The organism is Staphylococcus simulans (assembly GCF_025561465.1).
GTDB lineage: Bacteria > Bacillota > Bacilli > Staphylococcales > Staphylococcaceae > Staphylococcus > Staphylococcus simulans.
Map to the genome: position 1 here is coordinate 1,724,689 of NZ_CP095100.1, position 21,295 is coordinate 1,745,983.

At 33.9% G+C, this 21,295-nt stretch carries 21 protein-coding genes; 1 reads left to right on the forward strand and 20 read right to left on the reverse strand.

The features are described 5' to 3' along the window. Positions 1-2: 2 nt before the first annotated feature. From rpe to MUA87_RS08085, 8 genes are all read right to left on the reverse strand, one after another. Positions 3-665: a ribulose-phosphate 3-epimerase gene (gene rpe, locus MUA87_RS08050; RefSeq protein ID WP_023015725.1), complete on the reverse strand. Its 663-nt coding sequence runs from the start codon at positions 663-665 to the stop codon at positions 3-5. Next, complete coding sequence (gene rsgA / locus MUA87_RS08055) at positions 665-1,540, reverse strand: ribosome small subunit-dependent GTPase A (protein ID WP_002480655.1); 876 nt, start codon at positions 1,538-1,540, stop codon at positions 665-667. The genes rpe and rsgA overlap by 1 nt, the downstream gene beginning before the upstream one ends. 134 nt (positions 1,541-1,674) lie before the next feature. Further along, positions 1,675-3,669 carry a Stk1 family PASTA domain-containing Ser/Thr kinase gene (gene pknB, locus MUA87_RS08060; RefSeq protein ID WP_031262705.1) on the reverse strand — a complete coding sequence of 665 codons (1,995 nt, stop codon included), beginning with the start codon at positions 3,667-3,669 and terminating at the stop codon, positions 1,675-1,677. After that, positions 3,669-4,412 (reverse strand): Stp1/IreP family PP2C-type Ser/Thr phosphatase, encoded by a 744-nt coding sequence (locus tag MUA87_RS08065; protein ID WP_002480653.1) that lies wholly within the window; start codon positions 4,410-4,412, stop codon positions 3,669-3,671. The genes pknB and MUA87_RS08065 overlap by 1 nt, the downstream gene beginning before the upstream one ends. 6 nt (positions 4,413-4,418) lie before the next feature. Continuing rightward, positions 4,419-5,513 carry a dual-specificity RNA methyltransferase RlmN gene (rlmN, locus tag MUA87_RS08070; protein WP_023015729.1) on the reverse strand — a complete coding sequence of 365 codons (1,095 nt, stop codon included), beginning with the start codon at positions 5,511-5,513 and terminating at the stop codon, positions 4,419-4,421. Between the two features lie 3 nt (positions 5,514-5,516). Further along, positions 5,517-6,821 carry a 16S rRNA (cytosine(967)-C(5))-methyltransferase RsmB gene (rsmB, locus tag MUA87_RS08075; RefSeq protein ID WP_105966828.1) on the reverse strand — a complete coding sequence of 435 codons (1,305 nt, stop codon included), beginning with the start codon at positions 6,819-6,821 and terminating at the stop codon, positions 5,517-5,519. Next, positions 6,821-7,753 carry a methionyl-tRNA formyltransferase gene (gene fmt / locus MUA87_RS08080; RefSeq protein ID WP_262550474.1) on the reverse strand — a complete coding sequence of 311 codons (933 nt, stop codon included), beginning with the start codon at positions 7,751-7,753 and terminating at the stop codon, positions 6,821-6,823. The genes rsmB and fmt overlap by 1 nt, the downstream gene beginning before the upstream one ends. Then, positions 7,746-8,234 (reverse strand): peptide deformylase, encoded by a 489-nt coding sequence (locus tag MUA87_RS08085; protein WP_002480649.1) that lies wholly within the window; start codon positions 8,232-8,234, stop codon positions 7,746-7,748. The genes fmt and MUA87_RS08085 overlap by 8 nt, the downstream gene beginning before the upstream one ends. Before the next feature lie 189 nt (positions 8,235-8,423). Here MUA87_RS08085 and MUA87_RS08090 point away from each other — a divergent pair, with 189 nt between their 5' ends. Beyond that, the gene (locus MUA87_RS08090; RefSeq protein WP_262550476.1) at positions 8,424-8,714 is read left to right on the forward strand and encodes a hypothetical protein; all 291 of its coding nucleotides are present in this window, start codon (positions 8,424-8,426) and stop codon (positions 8,712-8,714) included. A 49-nt stretch (positions 8,715-8,763) separates the two neighbouring features. On the opposite strand, the gene MUA87_RS08095 is transcribed toward MUA87_RS08090, so the two are convergent. Genes MUA87_RS08095 through MUA87_RS08150 form a run of 12 tightly spaced genes read right to left on the reverse strand, consistent with a single transcriptional unit; the run spans position 8,764 to position 21,283 of the window. Next, a complete protein-coding gene (locus MUA87_RS08095) occupies positions 8,764-9,711 on the reverse strand; it encodes an LCP family protein (RefSeq protein ID WP_103363852.1) in 948 nt (315 codons plus the stop codon). Between the two features lie 30 nt (positions 9,712-9,741). Further along, positions 9,742-10,884, reverse strand: coding sequence for a DegT/DnrJ/EryC1/StrS family aminotransferase (locus MUA87_RS08100; protein WP_316960863.1), 1,143 nt, complete (start codon positions 10,882-10,884; stop codon positions 9,742-9,744). Positions 10,885-10,886: 2 nt separating this feature from the next. Then, on the reverse strand, positions 10,887-11,507 hold the full coding sequence (locus tag MUA87_RS08105) for an acetyltransferase (RefSeq protein ID WP_262550479.1): 621 nt from the start codon (positions 11,505-11,507) through the stop codon (positions 10,887-10,889). Further along, complete coding sequence (locus MUA87_RS08110) at positions 11,504-12,100, reverse strand: sugar transferase (RefSeq protein WP_156666908.1); 597 nt, start codon at positions 12,098-12,100, stop codon at positions 11,504-11,506. Before MUA87_RS08110 ends, MUA87_RS08105 begins: the two co-directional genes overlap by 4 nt. After that, positions 12,081-13,256 (reverse strand): glycosyltransferase family 4 protein, encoded by a 1,176-nt coding sequence (locus MUA87_RS08115; protein WP_156666907.1) that lies wholly within the window; start codon positions 13,254-13,256, stop codon positions 12,081-12,083. Before MUA87_RS08115 ends, MUA87_RS08110 begins: the two co-directional genes overlap by 20 nt. Positions 13,257-13,312: 56 nt before the next feature. After that, positions 13,313-14,587, reverse strand: coding sequence for a nucleotide sugar dehydrogenase (locus MUA87_RS08120; protein WP_262550483.1), 1,275 nt, complete (start codon positions 14,585-14,587; stop codon positions 13,313-13,315). Positions 14,588-14,602: 15 nt separating this feature from the next. Further along, on the reverse strand, positions 14,603-15,943 hold the full coding sequence (locus MUA87_RS08125) for a phenylacetate--CoA ligase family protein (RefSeq protein WP_107540435.1): 1,341 nt from the start codon (positions 15,941-15,943) through the stop codon (positions 14,603-14,605). Between the two features lie 12 nt (positions 15,944-15,955). Continuing rightward, on the reverse strand, positions 15,956-16,963 hold the full coding sequence (locus MUA87_RS08130) for an NAD-dependent epimerase (RefSeq protein ID WP_107540436.1): 1,008 nt from the start codon (positions 16,961-16,963) through the stop codon (positions 15,956-15,958). Next, positions 16,963-18,138 (reverse strand): glycosyltransferase, encoded by a 1,176-nt coding sequence (locus MUA87_RS08135; protein WP_262550486.1) that lies wholly within the window; start codon positions 18,136-18,138, stop codon positions 16,963-16,965. The genes MUA87_RS08130 and MUA87_RS08135 overlap by 1 nt, the downstream gene beginning before the upstream one ends. Beyond that, positions 18,135-19,355 (reverse strand): oligosaccharide flippase family protein, encoded by a 1,221-nt coding sequence (locus tag MUA87_RS08140; RefSeq protein WP_262550488.1) that lies wholly within the window; start codon positions 19,353-19,355, stop codon positions 18,135-18,137. The genes MUA87_RS08135 and MUA87_RS08140 overlap by 4 nt, the downstream gene beginning before the upstream one ends. Next, a complete protein-coding gene (locus MUA87_RS08145) occupies positions 19,345-20,757 on the reverse strand; it encodes a hypothetical protein (protein WP_107540439.1) in 1,413 nt (470 codons plus the stop codon). Before MUA87_RS08145 ends, MUA87_RS08140 begins: the two co-directional genes overlap by 11 nt. Then, a complete protein-coding gene (locus MUA87_RS08150) occupies positions 20,750-21,283 on the reverse strand; it encodes an acyltransferase (protein WP_107540440.1) in 534 nt (177 codons plus the stop codon). The genes MUA87_RS08145 and MUA87_RS08150 overlap by 8 nt, the downstream gene beginning before the upstream one ends. Between the last annotated feature and the right edge of the window lie 12 nt (positions 21,284-21,295).

Here is a 21,295-nt window from a genome sequence, read left to right on the forward strand (position 1 = left end):
CCTTATTCTGATGGTTGTGCTGTTGATTTCAATGCTTCTACAACAGATTGATAACTCGCTTGTTTAAAGAAATAAGAACCTGTCACAAGCATTGTCGCACCTGCTTCTACACATTTCTTACCAGTAATCGCGTTAATACCGCCATCCACTTCAATATCGAAGTCTAAATTAAATTTCTCTTTAAATGCTTGTAACGCAGCCACTTTCTCTACACTGTTTGAGATAAACGCTTGGCCGCCAAAGCCTGGATTCACTGTCATAATCAATACATAGTCTACATCATGTAAAATTGGTTCAATTGCGGCAACAGAAGTACCTGGATTAATCACGACACCTGCTTTAGCACCATGTGTATGAATCAGTTGAATGGCACGATGAATGTGCGGTGTTGCTTCGAAATGAACTGAAATCATATCTGCACCTTTAGAAGCGAATTCTGCGATATATGCTTCTGGGTTTTCAATCATCAAATGCACATCAATCGGTAAATCAGTACCCGCATTTACTGCTTCTAAAATAGGAAGACCAATTGAAATATTCGGCACAAATTGGCCATCCATCACATCAAAATGTACACCGTCTACACCTGCTGCTTCTAGGTCTTTCAATTCCTGTTGTAAGTTTAAAAAGTCCGCTGATAAAAGGGATGGAAATACTTTAACCATTAATATCTTTCCTTTCGTGCTGCAATCTCTTCAAATAATTGTACATAATGCGCATAACGGAATTCCGCAATATTGCCAGCTTCTACTTGCGCTTTCACATTACATTTCGGTTCTTTCATATGATTACAATTTCTGAACTTGCAGTCTTGTCCGTATTCTTGAATCTCTAAAAAATAATCTTTTACTTCATCTTTTTGAATATGATCAAAATCAAGTGCACTAAATCCAGGCGTGTCTGCCACAAAGCCACGCTTACGTTCAAACAACTCCACATGACGAGTTGTATGTTTACCTCGATTTAATGATTTTGAGATTTGATTTGTTTCTAATTGTAAATCAGGACGATAGGCATTTAATAAAGTCGATTTACCTACACCAGATTGACCGCTCAATACTGCTAAACCATCGCCCCACGCATCGAAAATCGCTTCGACATCGTCATCTTTTCCGACAAATTGCGTTTGATAGCCGATTGCTTGATATACAGCTAAATCTTTTTCTATCTGTGCGATTTGAGTCTCTGATGCCATATCTTTTTTCGTTACCACAATACGTGGTCTCAATTCATAGGAATGCGCAATGACTAAAAAGCGATCGACTAATTGTGTTGAAAAATTAGGTTCGACTGCACTCATCACAATAATTAAATGGTCAATATTACTGACAGGCGGTCTTTTCAATTCATTTTGACGTTCATGTACATGATGAATATAGCCTTCTGTCACATTTTCAATTTCAAAATCTACAATATCTCCGACAATCGGAGAAAATTTCTTCTTTCGGAATAGGCCGCGCGGTTTTGTATCAAAAAGCTCACCATCTGAGTCCACACGATACACACCGCTGATCGACTTGATTATACGTCCTGTTCTCACCGAGACACCTCTCTTATTTCGTTCATTTTCTCTAATACATTATACCAAACGTTCCCTTAATAAACGAACGGATTGAAACAAAGAAAATCCCATCTCAATTCAACTGAATGAATGAGATAGGATTTTGAAATGTTTTAGTCATATGCGACGTCTTTATCTGCGACAATTTTATCGTCTACACGTACCGTATAACCGGCAGTTTTGCCTTTTTCAATTTTTAATGGAATTGAAATCGAACGGTTGCTGTTGATATGAAACGTTTGAACTGCTGAAGAACCGTCATGGTCTTTATCTCTGACAAAGACTTCTACTTTCTGACGTTCTTTATCTTCACCAGAATATGGCACTTGAACCGTTTGTGTCACATCTTTGACTGATGGATTGTCGTCAGCTTTATCTTCATCTTTACCATCATCTTTTCCTAATGATACGACAAACGTTACTGTAGAATCCTCATCAATAGATTTACTCTTAGGTGATTGCGAAATAATCTTGCCTTTTTCGACTTTATCACTGTGTACTTCTTTTTCTTTCACTGGTTTCAAGCCTTTATCTTGCAGTTCTTTTTCTGCTTTATCATAGCTTTCACCTGTATAATCTTTGACATACACTTGTTTCACACCTAAAGATTCAGTCAGTACGATATGTGTATCATTAATCGGTACTTCGGTATCAGCCGCTATATTTTGGTTTTCAATCAAACCACGTTCTAATTTAGTCTTAGAGTATGCTTGTTCTACTGAGATATGTTTGAAACCAAGTTCATCTAATAGCTTCAATGCTTCCGTTTTACTTGTACCGTATAAGTTAGGCATTTGTGCTTTTTGCGGACCTTTAGATAACACGATATTTACGGTGCCATGTTCTTCTACACGCTCACCTGGTGCAGGATCTGTTGTGATAATTTGATTTTCTTGATACTTATCACTATAAGCCCGTTTTGTTTTGCCTACTTTAATATGATGTTCTTTTAAAATCTGTTCAGCTTGTGCTTCTGTTTTACCGCGCAAGTCTGGAGTTTCGATATATTTATTTCCTAATAAGCCGTACGCAATAAAGCTGATAAGACTGATTAACAATAACGCGAAAATTAACGCAAAGAAGAACTTTTTCTTTTTAGACCGACGTTTTTTAGGTACTTCGTAAACAGGTCCTTCTGTACTTTGGAAACGTTGTTGATTCACAATTGGAATTTCCATTGTTTGATGAATCGGTTCATTATCTTTAGTTTCTTTTGCGATTGCTGCTTTATCAATCGCGATGGTTTTAGTATCTGCTTCATCTGAAACATAAGGTGTTTCATCTTCACGACATTTTTCTAACGCACTGCTTAAATCACGTTGCATACTTTCAATATCTTGATAGCGTTTGTCTCTATCTTTTTCAGTCGCTTTTAAAATCACGTTGCTGAGTGCTTGCGGGATATTAGAACGGATATCTGTTGGATTCGGCATTTGGTCTTGAATATGTTTGATGGCGATACTGACAGCTGTTTCTCCAGTGAATGGCGGTTCACCGACTAACATTTCATATAAGACAATCCCGATTGAATAAATATCCGTACGTTTGTCTGTTGCTTCACCTTTCGCTTGTTCAGGTGAAAGATATTGCACAGTACCGAGCACATGGCTGGTTTGGGTCATGGCTGTTTCACTTAACGCTTTAGCAATACCGAAGTCTAAGATTTTTAATGTCTTATGTCGGTCTACTAAAATATTTTGAGGTTTAATGTCTCTATGTACGATACCCATTTCATGTGCATGTTGAATGCCTTCAAGTATTTGTTGTGCGAAGTTAACCGCTGTTTCAATACTTAAAGGACCATGTGTTTTTATATATTCGGAGAGTGTCGGACCTTCGATATATTCCATGACTAAGTAGAAATATTCGTGGTCTTCTCCGACATCTTTGACACTGACAACATTATCATGAGAGAGACGAGATGTATTATGCACTTCACGTTCAAATCGTCTCACCATGTCTTCTTTTTCATGTGGCGCAATATGAATCATTTTGACCGCAACTTTAGTTTCTAAGATCAAATCTTCAGCGAGGTAGACATTACTCATGCCGCCTCCACCTAAGAATTCTATGATTTTATATCGTTCGCTGATAGTTGAACCAATCATCATACGCGGTCACCTTCTATTTCTGCCAATACGAAGCTGACGTTATCGGTTGAATCATAGGCTTGTGCTAAATCTAATAAGGCTTGGCCTTGTGTTTCTAGCGGTAAGTCTTGATTCAATTGTTCTTGAATTAAATGCGGACGGACAAAGTCTGTTAAGCCGTCTGAATTTAATAATAAGTAATCATTGAAGTTCAAACGTTTCACATAGATATCTGCGACTACGAATTTATCTGTACCCATCACTTTGGTAATGATATTACGTTGTGGATGCGTAAAGGCTTCTTCTTCGGTAATTTGTCCTGTCATCACGAGATGATTGACAAAGGAATGGTCGCTTGTGATTTGTTCGATTTCACGGCTGTTGATGAGATAGGCACGAGAGTCGCCGATGTTGGCGATGATGACGCGCTTATCATAAATCAGGGCGACAACTGCTGTAGTGCCCATGCCTCTGAAATCTTCGTTAGCTGCGGCGTAGTTATAGAGCTCTCGGTTAATGAGCTGCAGGGTGCTGCGCAGCCATTCTTCCGCTTGAGATTCTTCGACAAGGTTTTCTTGTTCGAAGAGTTCTTGGAAGCGGTTGACTACGAATTGACTCGCAACTTCGCCTGCTTTATGTCCGCCCATGCCGTCGCATAAAACCAACAGCTGTTGATCAGTCATGTTGTAGAAGATGCCGCCAGCATCTTCGTTCTTTTCCCTATGGTGTCCTGTGTCTGTAAAAAATTGTGCATTTAACATAGGTTCCTACCTCGTTTCTACTTGACGTTCCTTCGCTCTTAATTGTCCGCATGCGGCATCGATATCTGAGCCTTGGTTACGTCTGATTGTCGCATTAATACCTAAACGTTTGAGTTCTTTTTCAAACTTAAAGATATCTTCTTTAGATGTCTTCACGTAATTTCTTTCAGGTACATGGTTCACTGGAATCAAGTTGACATGACAGTTCAAGCCTTGAATTAAATGTGCCAGTTCTCTCGCATGTGTAAGCTGATCGTTTACACCGCCGAATAAACCATACTCAAACGTAATACGACGATTCGTTTTTTCTTGATAGTACTGAATAGCTTCCATTAATTTATCAATTGAATATGCACGGTTGATCGGCATTAATTTAGAACGAATTTCATCGTTCGCCGCATGTAAGCTGACCGCAAAATTGATTTGGATTTCTTCATCTGCGAAATCATAAATTTTAGGGATAATGCCTGATGTTGAAACCGTGATATGACGCGCTCCAATATTTAAACCATTGTCGTGGTTTACAATTTTTAAGAAGTCCATCATTTCATCATAGTTCTCAAATGGTTCACCAATACCCATAATTACGATTGAAGAGACACGCTCATCTGTCGCATCTAAGGCTTTTTGAACAGTAAGCACTTGGGCTACGATTTCTCCTGCTTCTAGGTTACGTTTCAATCCACCGAGTGTAGACGCACAGAATGTACATCCGATACGGCAACCTACTTGTGTTGTTACACAGACAGAATTACCATATTCATGGCGCATCAACACAGTTTCAATTGTATAACCGTCTTGTAATTCAAATAAGAACTTGATTGTCCCATCACGACTTTCTTGTTTAACGGCAGTTTCTAAAGTCGTGATTGTAAAGTTGTCTTTTAATAATGCGCGCAAGTCTTTAGATAAGTTTGTCATTTCGTCGATTGTATCGACACGTTTCTCGTAGAGCCATTCAAAGATTTGTCTTGCTCTGAATTTCTGTTGGCCATGTTCGACTAACCACGCTTGCATCTCTTCATAGCGTAGTGAATAAATTGATTGCTTTTCAAAATCAGGAAGAAAACGATTCTTTTTCTTCTTTTGAGGTGTAATCATGAATTAACTTTCCTTTCTTCTAATCTTTGTAATAAAGAAACCATCTGAGTCAAAGTCTTGCGGTAAGATTTGTAAAGTCTTTACTTCCTCTCCTGTTCTAGGATGTGGGAATGGTTCAAATTCAAAGTCTTTGTTTTGTTTTAAAAATGTATAAATCACATTTTCATTTTCCATCTGTTCTATTGTACATGTTGAATAGACAATCACGCCACCCGGTTTTACAGAATCTTTAATATTATTCATAATTTCTAACTGTAAGTCGACTAATCCATCGACCGTTTCCGGATTTTGTGTATATTTAATTTCTGGTTTATGGCGTAACACACCTAAACCGCTACATGGAGCATCCACTAAAATTTTATCATACTTTGCGTCATATGGCTTTGTCGCATCGTGTTGAAACGCTGTGACGTTCTTCAAACGCAACTTACGAATGTTATGCTCAATTAAATCAATTTTATGCTCATGGATATCCGTCGCATCGACATGACCGCTGCCTTTTAATAATTCAGCAGTCTGACACGCTTTACCACCTGGTGCACTACAAGCATCTAAAATATTTTCACCTTCAACAGGTGCTAAGATTTCAGCTACAAACATAGAACTTTTATCTTGGATAGATACATAACCATCTTTAAATGCACGGCTTTCTACTACTGGACGTCCTGACACATGTAAACAATAGTGAATATCGTGATCTTGTGATACTTCATAATCTTCTTTTTCTAAGCGTGCTATCGCATCTTCAATCGTTGTTCTATGTGTATTGACACGTACTGTTTGACCTGGTCGTTCAAGCAACGACTGAGCAATTGCTTCAGTTGTTTCTAAACCAAAGTGTGTCACCCAATGTTTAACAATCCACTTAGGCAAGCTGTACATAATCGCAATACGTTGTTGGTCATTTTCAATATCTGCAGGGTTTGGTAAATCACTGCGCATCATATTACGTAAAATACCATTCACAACTTTACTGTTATGCAGCCCACCACGTTGTTTAGTGATTTCAACTGCTTCATTGATAATTGCGTGATCTGGGATTTTATCTAAATATTGATATTGGTAGATACTCATCCATAGTAAACGGCGCATCCACCCTTTAATCTTCGTTTTTACGAAAGGCTTCAAATAATAATCAAGTGTATATTGATGTTTCAACGTACCATAGACTAATTCTGTTAATAACCCTTTATCCGCACGGCTCAATTCATTTTCTTTTAAAACTTCATTAATCTTTAAGTTACTGTACGCTTTGTCTTGGATAATTGCTTGTAATGTGTCAAATGCGAGTGTTCTCACTGTCTGCATTAATTTAATTCCTTCCCAACTAAGTCATCTTGGTAGCCGCTTAAGAAGTTCGCAGTCGGCATACGTTTTTTACCTGATAATTGAATATCTGTTAACGCAATCGCATCAGATGAACCTGTTCCGACAATGATTGCTTTCTTTGTCGTTTCAATAATTTCACCTGGTTTGCCTTCTTTTCCTTCTACTATATGTGCTTGATATAACTTCATATTTTTATCATCTAATTTTGTATATGCCACTGGCCATGGTGATAAACCACGGATATGGTTGTAAATATCTTGTGCAGATTTTGACCAATCGATACGTTCATCTTCACGACTGATATTTGAAGCGAATGTTGCCTCTTCCTCATTTTGTTCAATACGTTCATTTGTACCATTAATAATGTCTGGTAAAGTTTTCGCAAGTAAATCTGCACCTAAGAAGCTTAATTTATCGTGCATAGAACCTACATCATCATTTGCTTCGATGTCAATGGCTTGTTGTGAAATGATGTCGCCTGCATCTAGTTTTGGTGCCATATACATAATCGTAACGCCTGTTTCTTTTTCGCCATCGATAATCGCTTGATGAATCGGGGCACCGCCACGGTATTTTGGTAATAATGAAGCGTGCACATTAATTGCGCCTAAACGTGGCGCATCTAACAATGCTTTCGGTAAAATTTGACCGAATGCTGCTGTCACGATTAAGTCTGGTTTTAAATCAATTAATGTTTGTAAATCTTCTGATTGTGAAATTTTTTCAGGTTGATAGACTTCAATCCCATTTTGTAATGCCACTTCTTTTACTGGCGGCGGTGTCATAACACGCTTACGCCCTACTGGACGATCTGGTTGTGTTACAACCGTAATCACATCTTCTTTCGCGATTAACATTTCTAATACTTTTGTGGAGAAATCTGGTGTTCCCATAAATATAATTCTACTCATCTTCTAAATACGCCTCCAATTCTTCTTCAGTCAATTGTTTTTCCATCTTATCTGTAAAAGGCACGCCATTTAATTGATCTATAATATGAAGAATCATGCGTGCAATATCATCATATGCGGTTAATTCTACTGTATTGCCTTCAACATCATTACTTTGGACGACAATCATTTGACTGCGAGTAACTGTCCCAAAGATATCTGGAAACGATACATCGCCTTCTAGTTCAGTCACTTTCGTTTCTGATTCACTGACAATACGTGGATTGATTAATTGAAGTAATCCGTCCGCTTCCATATCGATAATCGCTGCTTGTTGTGAAACCCCAATTTGTGGTGCACACAAAGCAGATGCTTCTGTTTCATATAAAGTATCCTCTATATCTAATAATAACTGTTTCAACTGACTATCAAACGTTTTAACATCCTCTGCTTGTTGACGCAATATTGCGCTTGATGCAGACACTAAAGGTTTCACTGCCACATTCATCGACTCCTTAAAAAATTCATCTAATCATTATATCGTAAAACACTCAGAAAAGCGATACATCCACAAAAACAAACAACAAATTCCTAATAAAATTAAGATTTAAAACAAAACAAAATGGGTAAAGTATTAATATTGTATAAATTTAGGGTTTATACGCGTATTGATTAAAGGTGGTGAATATTCTTGGATGATATTACACGTGATCAGGCATTCATCGTCGCGGTGTTGTATAAATATTATACAGAAAAACGTAACGCTGACATGACACCTGAACAAGCGAATGATTTCAAGGATTCTTATTCATTACAAGAAAACTATTTCTGTGATAAGGATCGAGACTCATTCTTAGACGATTTGAAAGTCTTATTTGATAAAGGATATGTAGACGGTAAATGGGACGGCACTAAAATTAATGATGTTCGCTTATCAGACAAAGGCTTTGATGAAGTGAACACGAACTTATTAAGTAAATAGAACAAACAGTAAAGCACATCTCAAGCGAGTGAGATGTGCTTTGTTTGTGTTATATCCCTAAATTATCACGATAGATTTTTTCTATTTTCTTTTTATTTGCTTCATCAGGAAGGAAATAGAACAATCCATCATCTAACATTTGATTGTCACCTTCTAATTGAAGCTTTTCAACATTCTTTTTAGCAGGTTCATAATTCTGTCTTAAATCATTGAGTTCTGTAATTGATAAATCAGTTTTTACGTTATCACCTAACGCATCTACAATTCCATTAATTTTAGGTATAGAGTTTACACTGACAAGTTTATTAACAAGTGCTTGCAGTACAAGTTGTTGTCTTGCTTGACGACCAAAGTCGCCACCAGCACCATCTTGTTTTCGGCTCGTCATAAATGTACGCGCTTCTTTTCCTTTCATATGATACTTCTCATTTTTTTCAAAGTCATATCCCTTATAAGAAAAAGTTGCGTTACTTCTAACATCTACACCATCAACATGATTAATAAGTTCTTCAATACCATCCATATTCATGGTTGCATAATGATCGACTGGAACATTCATCAGTTTTTCAATTGATTTTACAGCCATATTAGGACCTCCGTATGCATAAGCATGATTGATTTTTTCTACCGAATCATGCCCTACAATATCTGCTCGTGTATCTCGTGGGATACTGACCATAACTGTTTTCTTCTTATCAGGATTGATAGATAAAAGAATAATAGAATCAGAACGTTCTCCGCCGCCTTCAGCTTTTCTGACTTCATCTGAGTCAATACCAAACAAAGCAATGGAAATCGGTGTACCATCTTTTTTTACTGATTCATTTCTTAAATCTGATTTCTCTCTATCTAGCGGACTATTAATAGAATTATTCAATCCAAATAATTTAAAAGCTAAATATCCGATAAAAATAATGGCTATGAGTAACAAAATACCAACAATAATCAACAACCATTTTACTGGTGTCGATAGTTTCTTTTTATTTTTTCGTGACATATCCAATCCTCTTTCCGCCCTATCTAGCTGTTAGCTTTCAATATAAGCTTTTACTCTTTCAATTACAGTTTTAACTTGCTCATTTGTCATATTTGAGCCTGATGGTAAACAAATACCTTCTTCGAACAATTTTTCTGCATTATCTGTCTCATCATAAACATAATCAAATGATTCATACAGTGGCTGCAAATGCATCGGTTTCCATACTGCTCTTGCTTCAATATTTTCTACATTTAATTCTTTGATTAACTCAGCAGCGCTAATATTAATTTTGTTTGAATCAATAGTCATTGCTGTTAACCAACGATTAGATTTACTGTCTGGTAATTCAGTTTGGAAATTAATACCATCAATTTCACTTAATGCATCATAATACATGTCGAAGATGTCACGTCGACGATTCACACGATCATTAATAACTTCCATTTGGCCACGGCCAATACCTGCTGAAATATTACTTAATCTGTAATTAAATCCTAACTCGCTATGTTGATAATATGGTGCTTTATCTTTAGCTTGTGTTGCTAAGAATAATGCATGGTCAATGTATTCTTTATGGTTGGAAAGCAACATACCCCCACCACTTGTCGTAATGATTTTATTACCATTAAATGAAAAAATACTTAAATCTCCAAAACTACCACTCATTTTACCGTGATAAGTTGACCCAAGAGATTCTGCTGAATCTTCAATTAAAGTAACATCATAACGTTTACAGATTTCTGATATCTTTTCAAAATCTGCTGTCTGACCATATAAATTAACTACTAAAACTGCTTTAGGTAAAGTACCTTTATCTTCATATATTTTAAATGCTTTTTCTAAAGCTGTCGGTGACATATTCCATGATTCCATTTCTGAATCAATAAATACTGGTGTAGCATCTTGGTATAAAATTGGATTAGATGTAGCACAGAATGTTAATGATGAACAAAAGACGATGTCACCTTTGGCAACACCTGCTTCAATCAATGCAAGATGAATAGCAGATGTACCACTTGCTGTAGCTAGTGCATAATCTGCACCTACGTAATCTTTTACATCATTTTCAAATTCCGTTACATTTTCACCTAAAGGTGCAATCCAATTATCTTTAAAAGCTTTTTCTATGTACTGGGTTTCTGTCCCACCCATATGCGGTGTTGATAAAAATATTCTCTCTCTCATTATCATCATTACTCCTTAATAACTTTTGCGGGTGATCCTACTACCGTTACATTGTCCCTTACATTAGAAATTACGGTAGAACCTGCGCCTACCATAACGTGTGCTCCAACTTTCAAATTCGGAATCACTGTCGCATTTGCTCCAACTTGCGTGCTCTCACCAACCGAAACATTGCCAGTTAACACTGCTCCTGGTGAAATATGTGTATAATCCTTTATTAAACAATCATGTTCAACTATGGAACCGGTATTTATAATGGCATGCTTCCCTATTACTGTATCCGCATTAACAATGGCACCGGGCATAACAACGGTACCATTGCCAATTTCTGCAGTTTTACTAATAATTGCATGCGGATGAATAAACACTGGAAATCTTTCGATAGGCACATTAATCTTGTCGAAAATTTTATTTCTAACTTTATTATTCCCTATTGCAATAACAAAATAGTAATTTTCTTGATAAAGTTGAATATTTCTAAGATTATCGAAAATCAAATCTTTTTCTTTATACATTTTTTCAATATTATCATCCAAATATCCACTAACTTTATAAATGCCTTCAGCTTCGATTACATCTTTGACAACCTTAGCATGTCCGCCATTACCAATAATTAGTATTGATTTCATTGCGGCGAACCTCGGAATTTTTCCATTGTTACGTGATCCTTAGCACTTACATCCTTACGATTTAAAACATTGATAAATGTTTTGTATAGGATATACATATCTAACTTGAACGATTGGTTTTCAACATACCAAACATCCAATTTAAACTTAGCTTCCCATGAAATCGCATTTCTGCCGTTTACTTGTGCCCAACCTGTGATACCAGGTTTTACCAAGTGACGTTTCTTTTGCTCTTGTGAATATAAAGGAAGATATTCCATTAATAACGGACGTGGGCCTACCAAGCTTAAATCACCTTTTATGACATTAATTAATTGGGGTAGTTCATCAATGCTAGTTTTACGAATAAAACTGCCCACTTTTGTCATTCTTTGTTCATCAGGCAATAATTCACCTTGATCGTCTCGTGCATCAGTCATTGTTCTGAATTTATAAATATAGAAAGGTTCTCCATTTAAACCTGGTCTTTGTTGTTTAAATAACACTGGTCGTCCCATACTTTTGGCAATGGCAACAGATGCACCGACTAAAATTGGAGCACTCACTAAGAAAACTGAACTACCTATCGCTAAATCAATTGCTCTCTTTAACATCTTTATCACCATTTCCAATCTTTTTAAATACTTCAATCTGCTTATCGGCTACTTTAGCTTCATCATATAATTGATGTGCACGTGTAAAACCATTTTCTTTCATACCTTGTAATGTCATAGGATTTTCAATAAGATAATCCACTTTATCAGCAATCTGCTTGCTCGCATTTAAATCGATTAAATAGCCTGTTTCATCTTCGACAACTTCTTCTCTTGATCCTCTGATATTTGTAGCAATAACTGCATTTTTCATTGCCATTGCTTCAATAATTGAACGTGGCATTCCTTCTCTATATGAAGGTAGACAGAAAATATCACTCAAGTACAGCAGTTCATTGATATTAGATGCTTGTCCTGTAAAAATAATATTAGGATTTTCCTCATATTTGTTGAGTGTTTTTGCTGTTTCTAAGTCTCTTTCACTTTTAGGCAAATCACCGATAATCAAATATTTAACATTTTTACTTTTTAAATGTTTAAATGACTCTAACAAATCGATAATTCCTTTTTCTTTAACAAGTCTTCCAATAAATGACACTACAATATCATTTTCTTGAATACCTAAATCCTTTTTGATTTGATTAATTTTTTCATCATCAATCGATTTAAGGTTGAATGCATGACCTAAATCAATACCATTACTAATATGATAGTAATGATCATGTTTTTTCTTACTCAAGAATTTATTTTTCACTGCAACATCAAAATCTTCTTTACTTTGCGTGAAAATATAATCAGTGAAAAATCTACCAATATACTTTTCTATATTGAAAAATAATTTATATTGTTTTTTTGACATGCCTTCATGGAAATAAAACCCATGAGCTGTATATATAATAGTGGGTACTCCAGCCAATTTGGCCGCAATCCTGCCTAATACTGCAGCTACAGGTGTATGCACATGTACAATATCAGGTTTAATAGATTTAAAAAGTTTAACCATTTGAAGCACAGATTTAAGATTGCCTACTGGGCTTATCTTTCTATCAATGTGTATATTATGAAAATAAAAGCCTTGTTTCTTAATTTCTTCTACATAATCACCTTCACTACTTACGCAGTGTACTTCAAAGCCTTCTTTTGCTGAATGTTGATTCAAGGTGTTCAATAATTTAATATGCGTCATATCAATAGCTGCTACTTGAATAATTTTCACAAACCCACCTCCAGTTCTTTTTCTCTTTAATAAAGTTTACATAAACCAAACTATTTTTAAAGTCTCCAAATACTTTGGTTTTCTTTTAATTCATCTTCTTGAATAATGCCTTTAATATCGAAAACAATACCATTATCTGAAAGTAAATCGAGATACTCAGATTTATTTTCAAGATAATCTCTATGAGGTACTGCAAAAATTAATGCATCAGTTTCTGGTAAATTTTCTTTAGAAACTAAATCAATATCATATAAAGCTTTAGCAGTTTCATTATCCGCTTCGACATCATTCACATTAATTTTCAATCCATAATCTTCTAATTCTCTTACAATATCAATGACTTTCGTATTTCTTAAGTCAGGACAGTTCTCTTTGAATGTAAGACCTAATAAATTAATAGATGCATTTTGAACATTGATGCCTTTTTTCAATAATTCTTTGATGATGTTAGAAGCAACATGTTTTGACATATTGTCATTAATTCTTCTACCTGCAAGAATAATTTCAGGGTGGTGACCTAATTCTTGAGCTTTATGAGTTAAGTAGTAAGGATCTACACCAATACAGTGTCCACCTACTAAGCCTGGTTTAAAGTTTAAGAAGTTCCATTTCGTACCTGAAGCTGCAAGTACAGCGTTTGTATCAATACCTACTTTGTCGAAGATAACCGCAAATTCATTCATTAAAGCGATATTAACGTCACGTTGTGTGTTTTCAATAACTTTCGCTGCTTCTGCAACCTTGATAGATGGTGCTTTATGAACACCAGCTTTAACAACTGATCCATAAACATCAGCAACAATATCTAATACCTCAGGTGTTTGTCCAGAAACAACTTTAGTGATTGTTTCAAATGTATGTTCTTTATCTCCTGGATTAATACGTTCTGGTGAATAACCCACAAAGAAGTCTTCTCCAGCTTTTAAACCTGAATTCTCTTCAAGAACTGGTACACATTCTTCTTCAGTTGCGCCAGGATATACTGTAGATTCAAATACAACAATCGTGCCTTTTTTCAATGCTTTACCTACAGTTTTACTTGCGCTGATTAATGGTGTTAAATCAGGTTGATTATGTTTATTGATTGGTGTTGGTACCGCTACAATAATAAAATCAGCTTGACTTAAAGTATCAATACTATCTGTAAATTCAACATCTGATTCTTTCAAATCTTCAGTTGTTACTTCGTTTGTTCTATCGTGATTTTCTTTTAACTCTTTAATTCTTTTCGGATTAATATCAAAACCGATTACTGAATTCTTTTTTCCAAATGCTACCGCTACCGGTAAGCCTACATATCCTAATCCAACAACTGCTATATTTCTTTCCAAAACAATTCCCCTTTTCTATTTCTCTAAGTTATTGATGGTGAATCTAGTTTTTCCACCTGATGTTTTAGGTATTTCACTGAAGTAATTAAATTTAAATTGAGTAGTATCTCCAAATCTCGTACTGAGTTTTTCAGTTAAGATTTTTTCTAATGCATTTTTATTAGTATCTTTCTCTACAACCAAATTCACTATAATTTCATCCAATTGATTTTGTACAAATTGTGATTGAACGATGTCTTTTCCTGCTTCTCTAACTACAGTTGATAAATTCACATTAGTAACAATACCGCGTTCATTAGACATTAAAAAGTCATTGTTTCTGCCAATAATTCTTTTTATTTTAATATCACTTTGCTTGTAATTTGCATCTAACGGTTCAAACAATTCAACTGAATCACCGATTTTATATCTAATCAATGGTGTAGTCGTAGTATAAAAACCAGTGACTACTAATTCATAAATATTTCCTTCTAAATGCTCTAATTCAAACACGCCTGTTGCAGGATTAATTTCAAGTTCACCTTTTGTATTTTCTGTAATAAAAGGTGCACCTTCAGAAGATGCATATTGGTTTCTAACTGGACAATTAAAGGCTTTTTCAATATCCATTTTCATTTCATCAGTTAATGCTTCTGCTGTTGGGAATATTGCGATTGGTTTGAATTTCAATCGAATATCATGTTTGTTGATGTATTGTGCAATTCTATGCAATACAGTAGTGTATCCATCTAGAGTTTGCGGTTTGAACTTATTTAACTTTTTGATGTAGTACTTTAAATTTTCTCCATCTGCATGATACGCAGAAAGCATGAGTTGGTTTAGCGGCTTATTATAACGCCAGAACACTTTTTTCTTTTGCTTATTTGGAACTAAAATTCTACCACCGACGCTTACACGTCTCATACCTTTGTATACACCATGTTTCTCTTTAAAATAATCAAGATATGCGATTTTTCGAGACATATCGATTGGATGTGTATAATAAACTAAACTTTTACCTGTTGAACCCCCCGTTTTCATGGGAATTAACTTTTCTTTACGCGTAACAATTTCATCAATGTTGTTTCTGATTGTTTCTTTATCCATAGTAGGGAATTGTTTCAAATCCTCTACTGTAATATTACTTTCAACATCAGGTAATACACGCTTAAAGTACTCACTATTTTCTTTAACATACTTGTAAAAATCATTCAGTCGTTCTTGTTGTAATGCAAACTTATCTTCTGTATTATGAAGTTTTTCTAATTCATTATAATATTCCTCAGTATACCTTTGTTTAATGAATTGTTTACCTTTAACAGACACCATTAAGTTTTGAAACCAAATTGGTGAATGATTATATATGAATTCTAACATTACAATCTTCCCTTACTTAATAGAATAATAATCTAAATACCAATCAATAAATTTATTTACGCCATCTTGAATTGTTGTTTCTGGTTTGAAATCAATATCACGGAATAAATCATCAACATTTGCATACGTTTCTGGAACATCACCTGGTTGTAAATCCATATAATTTTTCTTAGCTGTCTTGTTGAGTTTATTTTCTATTGCCTCTACAAATTCCATTAACCTTACAGGGCTATTATTTCCGATATTATATATTTTGTACGGTGCATATGACGAACTTGGATCTGGATTAGCTCCACTCCATTCTGGATTTGATTGAGCTGGACGTTTAACTAATCGACTGATTGCTTCTACAATATCGTCTACATAAGTAAAGTCCCTCATCATATTACCGTGATTATATACATCGATTGTCTCGTCATTAACAATTGCTTTTGTGAATTTGAAAAGGGCCATATCCGGTCTTCCCCATGGGCCATAAACTGTGAAGAATCTTAATCCCGTTGTAGGTAAATTGTATAAATGGCTGTATGTGTGTGCCATTAATTCATTGGATTTCTTTGTTGCGGCATATAAACTTAGAGGATGATCTATGTTGTCTGAAGTTGAAAATGGCTTAGAAGTATTAGCACCATAAACTGAACTAGATGAAGCATAAATTAAATGTTTAATATTGTAGTGTCTGCAGCATTCAAGAATGTTAACAAACCCTACAATATTTGAATCAATGTAAGCTCTTGGATTTTCCAAGCTATACCTTACACCTGCTTGTGCAGCTAAGTTAACAACAACATCAGGTTGCTGCTCTTTGAAAATATCTTCTAACTTATCTGCATCTTCTAAAGTTACTTTGTAAAATGTGAAATTTTTATCACCAATTGATTTCAATCTGTCTTCTTTTAATTTTGGGTCATAGTAATCATTAATGTTATCAACACCGATAATTTCATGCCCTTGTGAGATCAATTTCTTAGCTAGATGTGAGCCTATAAAACCAGCTGCACCTGTAATTAAAACTTTCATTACTCTACCTCCTCATTTGCGATTCTCTTCAACTCATTTAATGCTTCATTTCTTTTGTTTGAAACTAAAGTTCTTCTATATTTTTTAATGTTTTTAAAATTCTCTTCGATATTCTGTTTTAAAAACTTTTTGTCTTCAATGCCTTTAACTAATAAATCCACTAGATTTTCAGGTTGCTTAATTGAAAACTGGAATTCTTTATTAACGCTGTCTGGTAATCCTCCAACATTAGAAGTAAAGACAGGAACTCTATTGCTAATTGCTTCAACCACTGCTCTTCCATGGCCTTCAGTTTTACTTGGTTGAATATACATATCTAGCTGTTGATACCATTTATCCATTTCCTTTTCACTATTCAACATACCTTTGTAAATTACTTCGTTGTCAATACCCTGTTCTTTTATATACTTAGATAAACCTTCATCTAATCCTTGACCAACCATCTGAAGTTGAACGGTAAACCCTTTTTCTTTCAATTTCTTAATTGTATCAACAGCAATGAAATGGCCTTTATATCTAACATATGTTGACCCTACAATGCCTATTTTCACTGGATGGTTTAAGTTGATTTCATCTTGAAATGAATTATTCTCAAGCAACTCATCTTTTACTATTACATTTGAAACACCATTAAACATTTCACCTTTTGATGGATACTTACTTTGTAAATATTTTTGAGTGATATATACTGCAATACTTGCATGCTTAATACTTCGCTTTTGAATTATCTCACTTGGAAGTGCTAATGCTTTTGCAAATAAACCTCCAAAATTCCAATAAGTATCAAACATTGATCCTACAACTTCAACCATGTATTTCTTTTTTTTGCGGATACAAATATTTGCTGCAACAAACCCTAATACACTAGGTAAACGTATAATCACGCAGTCAGCTTTATCAATTTGATTTTCTAAGTTTTTACTTATTTTAGAATAGTTCATTATTAATTTTTTAATACTTGTATATTCTTTAATAGGCTGAAAGCTTACATTAGGGCCACTTGACTGTGCATCATTTTTGATATTCTTTCTACTTAAACGTGAAGCAACTTTAACTTTATCAAAGACATTTAAATATCTTTTCCAAATTTCATATGAAAATCCATTTGAATAAAACTTTTCCGTAGAAGCCTCATATTTAACAGGAAAATCATGAACAAATAATACTGATGTCATTTTACTGCTCCTTTTTTAATCATTATTGACATAATAACAACAAGCTTAATAGTAGACTGAATAAACGTGATTACAACAATGGCTAATGATGCACCTAGCAATCCATAATTTGGAATCAATAGCAATGATGCAGTTATAGATGCAAGTAGTGTTATAAACGATGCGAATAATTGAATTTTGTACCGCTCTAAGGCCATAAGTGTTGTATCGTACATCCAACCTTGGAAATTAAAAATAATTGAAATAGCTACTATGGTTAAAATATAACTCTTATCTGCATATCCACTTCCGTAGATAATGTTGATAATCTTATCTCCAAACAAGTAGCTTGTAATAACTACTACTCCACCTAAAACCACTGAAGCTATTAAAACATCTCTCAAAATGAATTTTCTCAACTTACTAAATTGATTATTCTTAATCTTACTTTTGATACTAACAATAAAGTTTTGGGAAATTGCATTCATAAAGATATCAATAATTGTTAATAGATAGCTTATTGCAGCAAAAATACCTATTGCTGTAATACTTAACTTGTCTTCGATTACATACCTGGGTATTAAAATATTATAGGAGTTAAGCAATTGTACTATTCCTAATGGAATTCCTGCTAAAAATATTCCCCAAATAATATTAAAGTTAAAACTTGTTTTCTTACCTTCATCAACAAAATTTTGTGTTTTCTTTTCAGCAAGTACTAACCATATAAATTGTACTATCAACTGAGCAATCATACTTAAAACTAAATTTTTGGTAACTATTAAAACAGCGCCAAATGATAAAATCACTAAAGCTGATTTAACAATCATTAACAATGATATATTCTTGAACATTGATTTTTTATGGTAGATACCATAATACAATTCAGAATTTAAATCGAGTAATTTTGTCGCAGCAACTAAGATAACAATGACTAGGTATTCTTTGAAGAAAATCAAGGTAATTATAGTAATGATTACAAGCGAGATTAAATTCAAAATATTTCTTAAGTATTTTAAATTAACAAATGAAAGATTATCTTCTACGACATACCTTAACCTTAATCTCATATTTACTAACAGAACAATGGGTGTTGTTAAAGCAATAGCAAACGTATATATACCAACTTGCTCAGTATTAGTTAATCTAACAATCAAAATCAGAATAAGCCATTTTATAAATGAAAAAGTAGCATTACCCATGAAAGTATAAATAAGATTTGTTAATTTACTTTTCATTAGTTAACACAACCTTATTATTTAGATAGTAAACCAACAAGAACAATGGTAAAAAGAACGTTAAATCATTAATTAGTATGTTCCCATTTTGAGCCATAACAAATCCCATTCTTCCACTAGATAGAGAAAGGATATATATTAATTCAAAACGCTTCACTTTGATAATTTGTTTCAAAAGATATAAAGCGATAAAAATAAAAGCAATACCTAATAACGGTGAAAATATAAATCCTAAATATAAGTTTGATTGGCCAATCATCGGAACAATCTGAGAAACGTGATCTGATGAGAACAAACGAACATTAAAAAGTTTTGAACTTGAAACAAAGTTAAATTGCTTTAATATAACGTTAGGACCAATAGCTGATCGAAATACATCTACTAATAACATTACAGGGCTTCTTTGAATAAAACTCATATCCAAACTAATGGCTACATTGTAAACCCCTGCCAAATACACTTGTAAATTATCAGTTATGTCAATCAGTTTATTTGAACCATTTGTTATTGTAGTTGTTTCTCTATACTTAGTCATATTGCCTACTACCACTGGAACCAAAGTAATAAGAATCGCTCCTAAAGCAACTCCGTATTTTCTAAATAGATAAACTAAAATCAACAAATTAATTATAAAGCTAAAAATAAAATCTGATCTATTCGTGCCAAATAAAATCATTGCGTTTATTAAAGTAATAATAACGACACTGGTAAAAGCAAAAATTGGATGTTTTATGTAAAATCTTTCCATAAAGAACTTAACCAGCATAAAATAAACTATATAGCGAGATACATTAATAAATATTATAATAATTGAAACTAATGCATCTGATTCTTCTACAGTAGTATAATTACTGTTTATTGAAATAAAAGAGAAGAATTGTAAAGAACTAGGCTTTAAAGCAACTAATAGCAGTGTGAATAACACAAATGAAATATATATAAAATTATTTTTGTTAAATTTTATATCTTCTATAGTGCTTTTTATCTTCGTATTACTTACACTATTTTTAAACAAAATTTTATGGAATATAAAAATAGCAAGGTTATAAGCAAAGAGTTCATAAACCATTAGGTAAATAGCTTTTCTAAACTTCGTATCAATTGGAGAAAAATTAGATCTTCCGTAATACCAACCTGAATTAACCACTAAATATGAAAGTATTACATACCTTACAAAACTCACAACAATATATACTGATAAAAATAAACTGAATCCATATTTTACAGTGACACGGTGTAAAAAGACCACATAAAGCAGCCCGTATGATAATGGTAGCAAGTATAAAAATCTATATCCTGACGGCAAACTATTTTGACTTAGAAATAAGTTAATAGTGATAACAAACGAAATTATAACTATTAAACTAGTCACCATATTACTTAATATTTTAGATTTATACACTATTCTCACCTAAAGCCTTAATTATTTTGGCTGGCACTCCACCTACTAATACATTGTTCTGATCAATATTTTTATTTACTAATGAGTTGGCTGAAATAATATTGCCTGAACCAATTTGAACTCCCATAGCTATTGTTGAGTTACCCGCTACCCAAGTACCTTCTCCAATAGTTATAGGTTTCGAATTTGAATGAGTATTGCTAACACTATTATTCAAACGTTCGTGTTTAGTAGTTGCAATAATTACATTTGGTGAAATAATAACATTATCTAAAATTTTTAAGCCGCCTGTGCCGTTTAGCCATACATTATGAGCAATATAAACGTTATTTCCTAAAGTTATATTGCGATGCATATTTATAATCACTCCGCTTGCAATTTGCAAATTTTCGCCACAATTCTTGAATAATGGTTTTAATAATCTACCTCTAATTTTATTGGTAATTTTAGCATTAGGGAAAATATATAAAAATCCATTAACTAAATTGGGATATAAGTGATACTTAATCATGTTAAAAATTCTCATACTTATCACTCT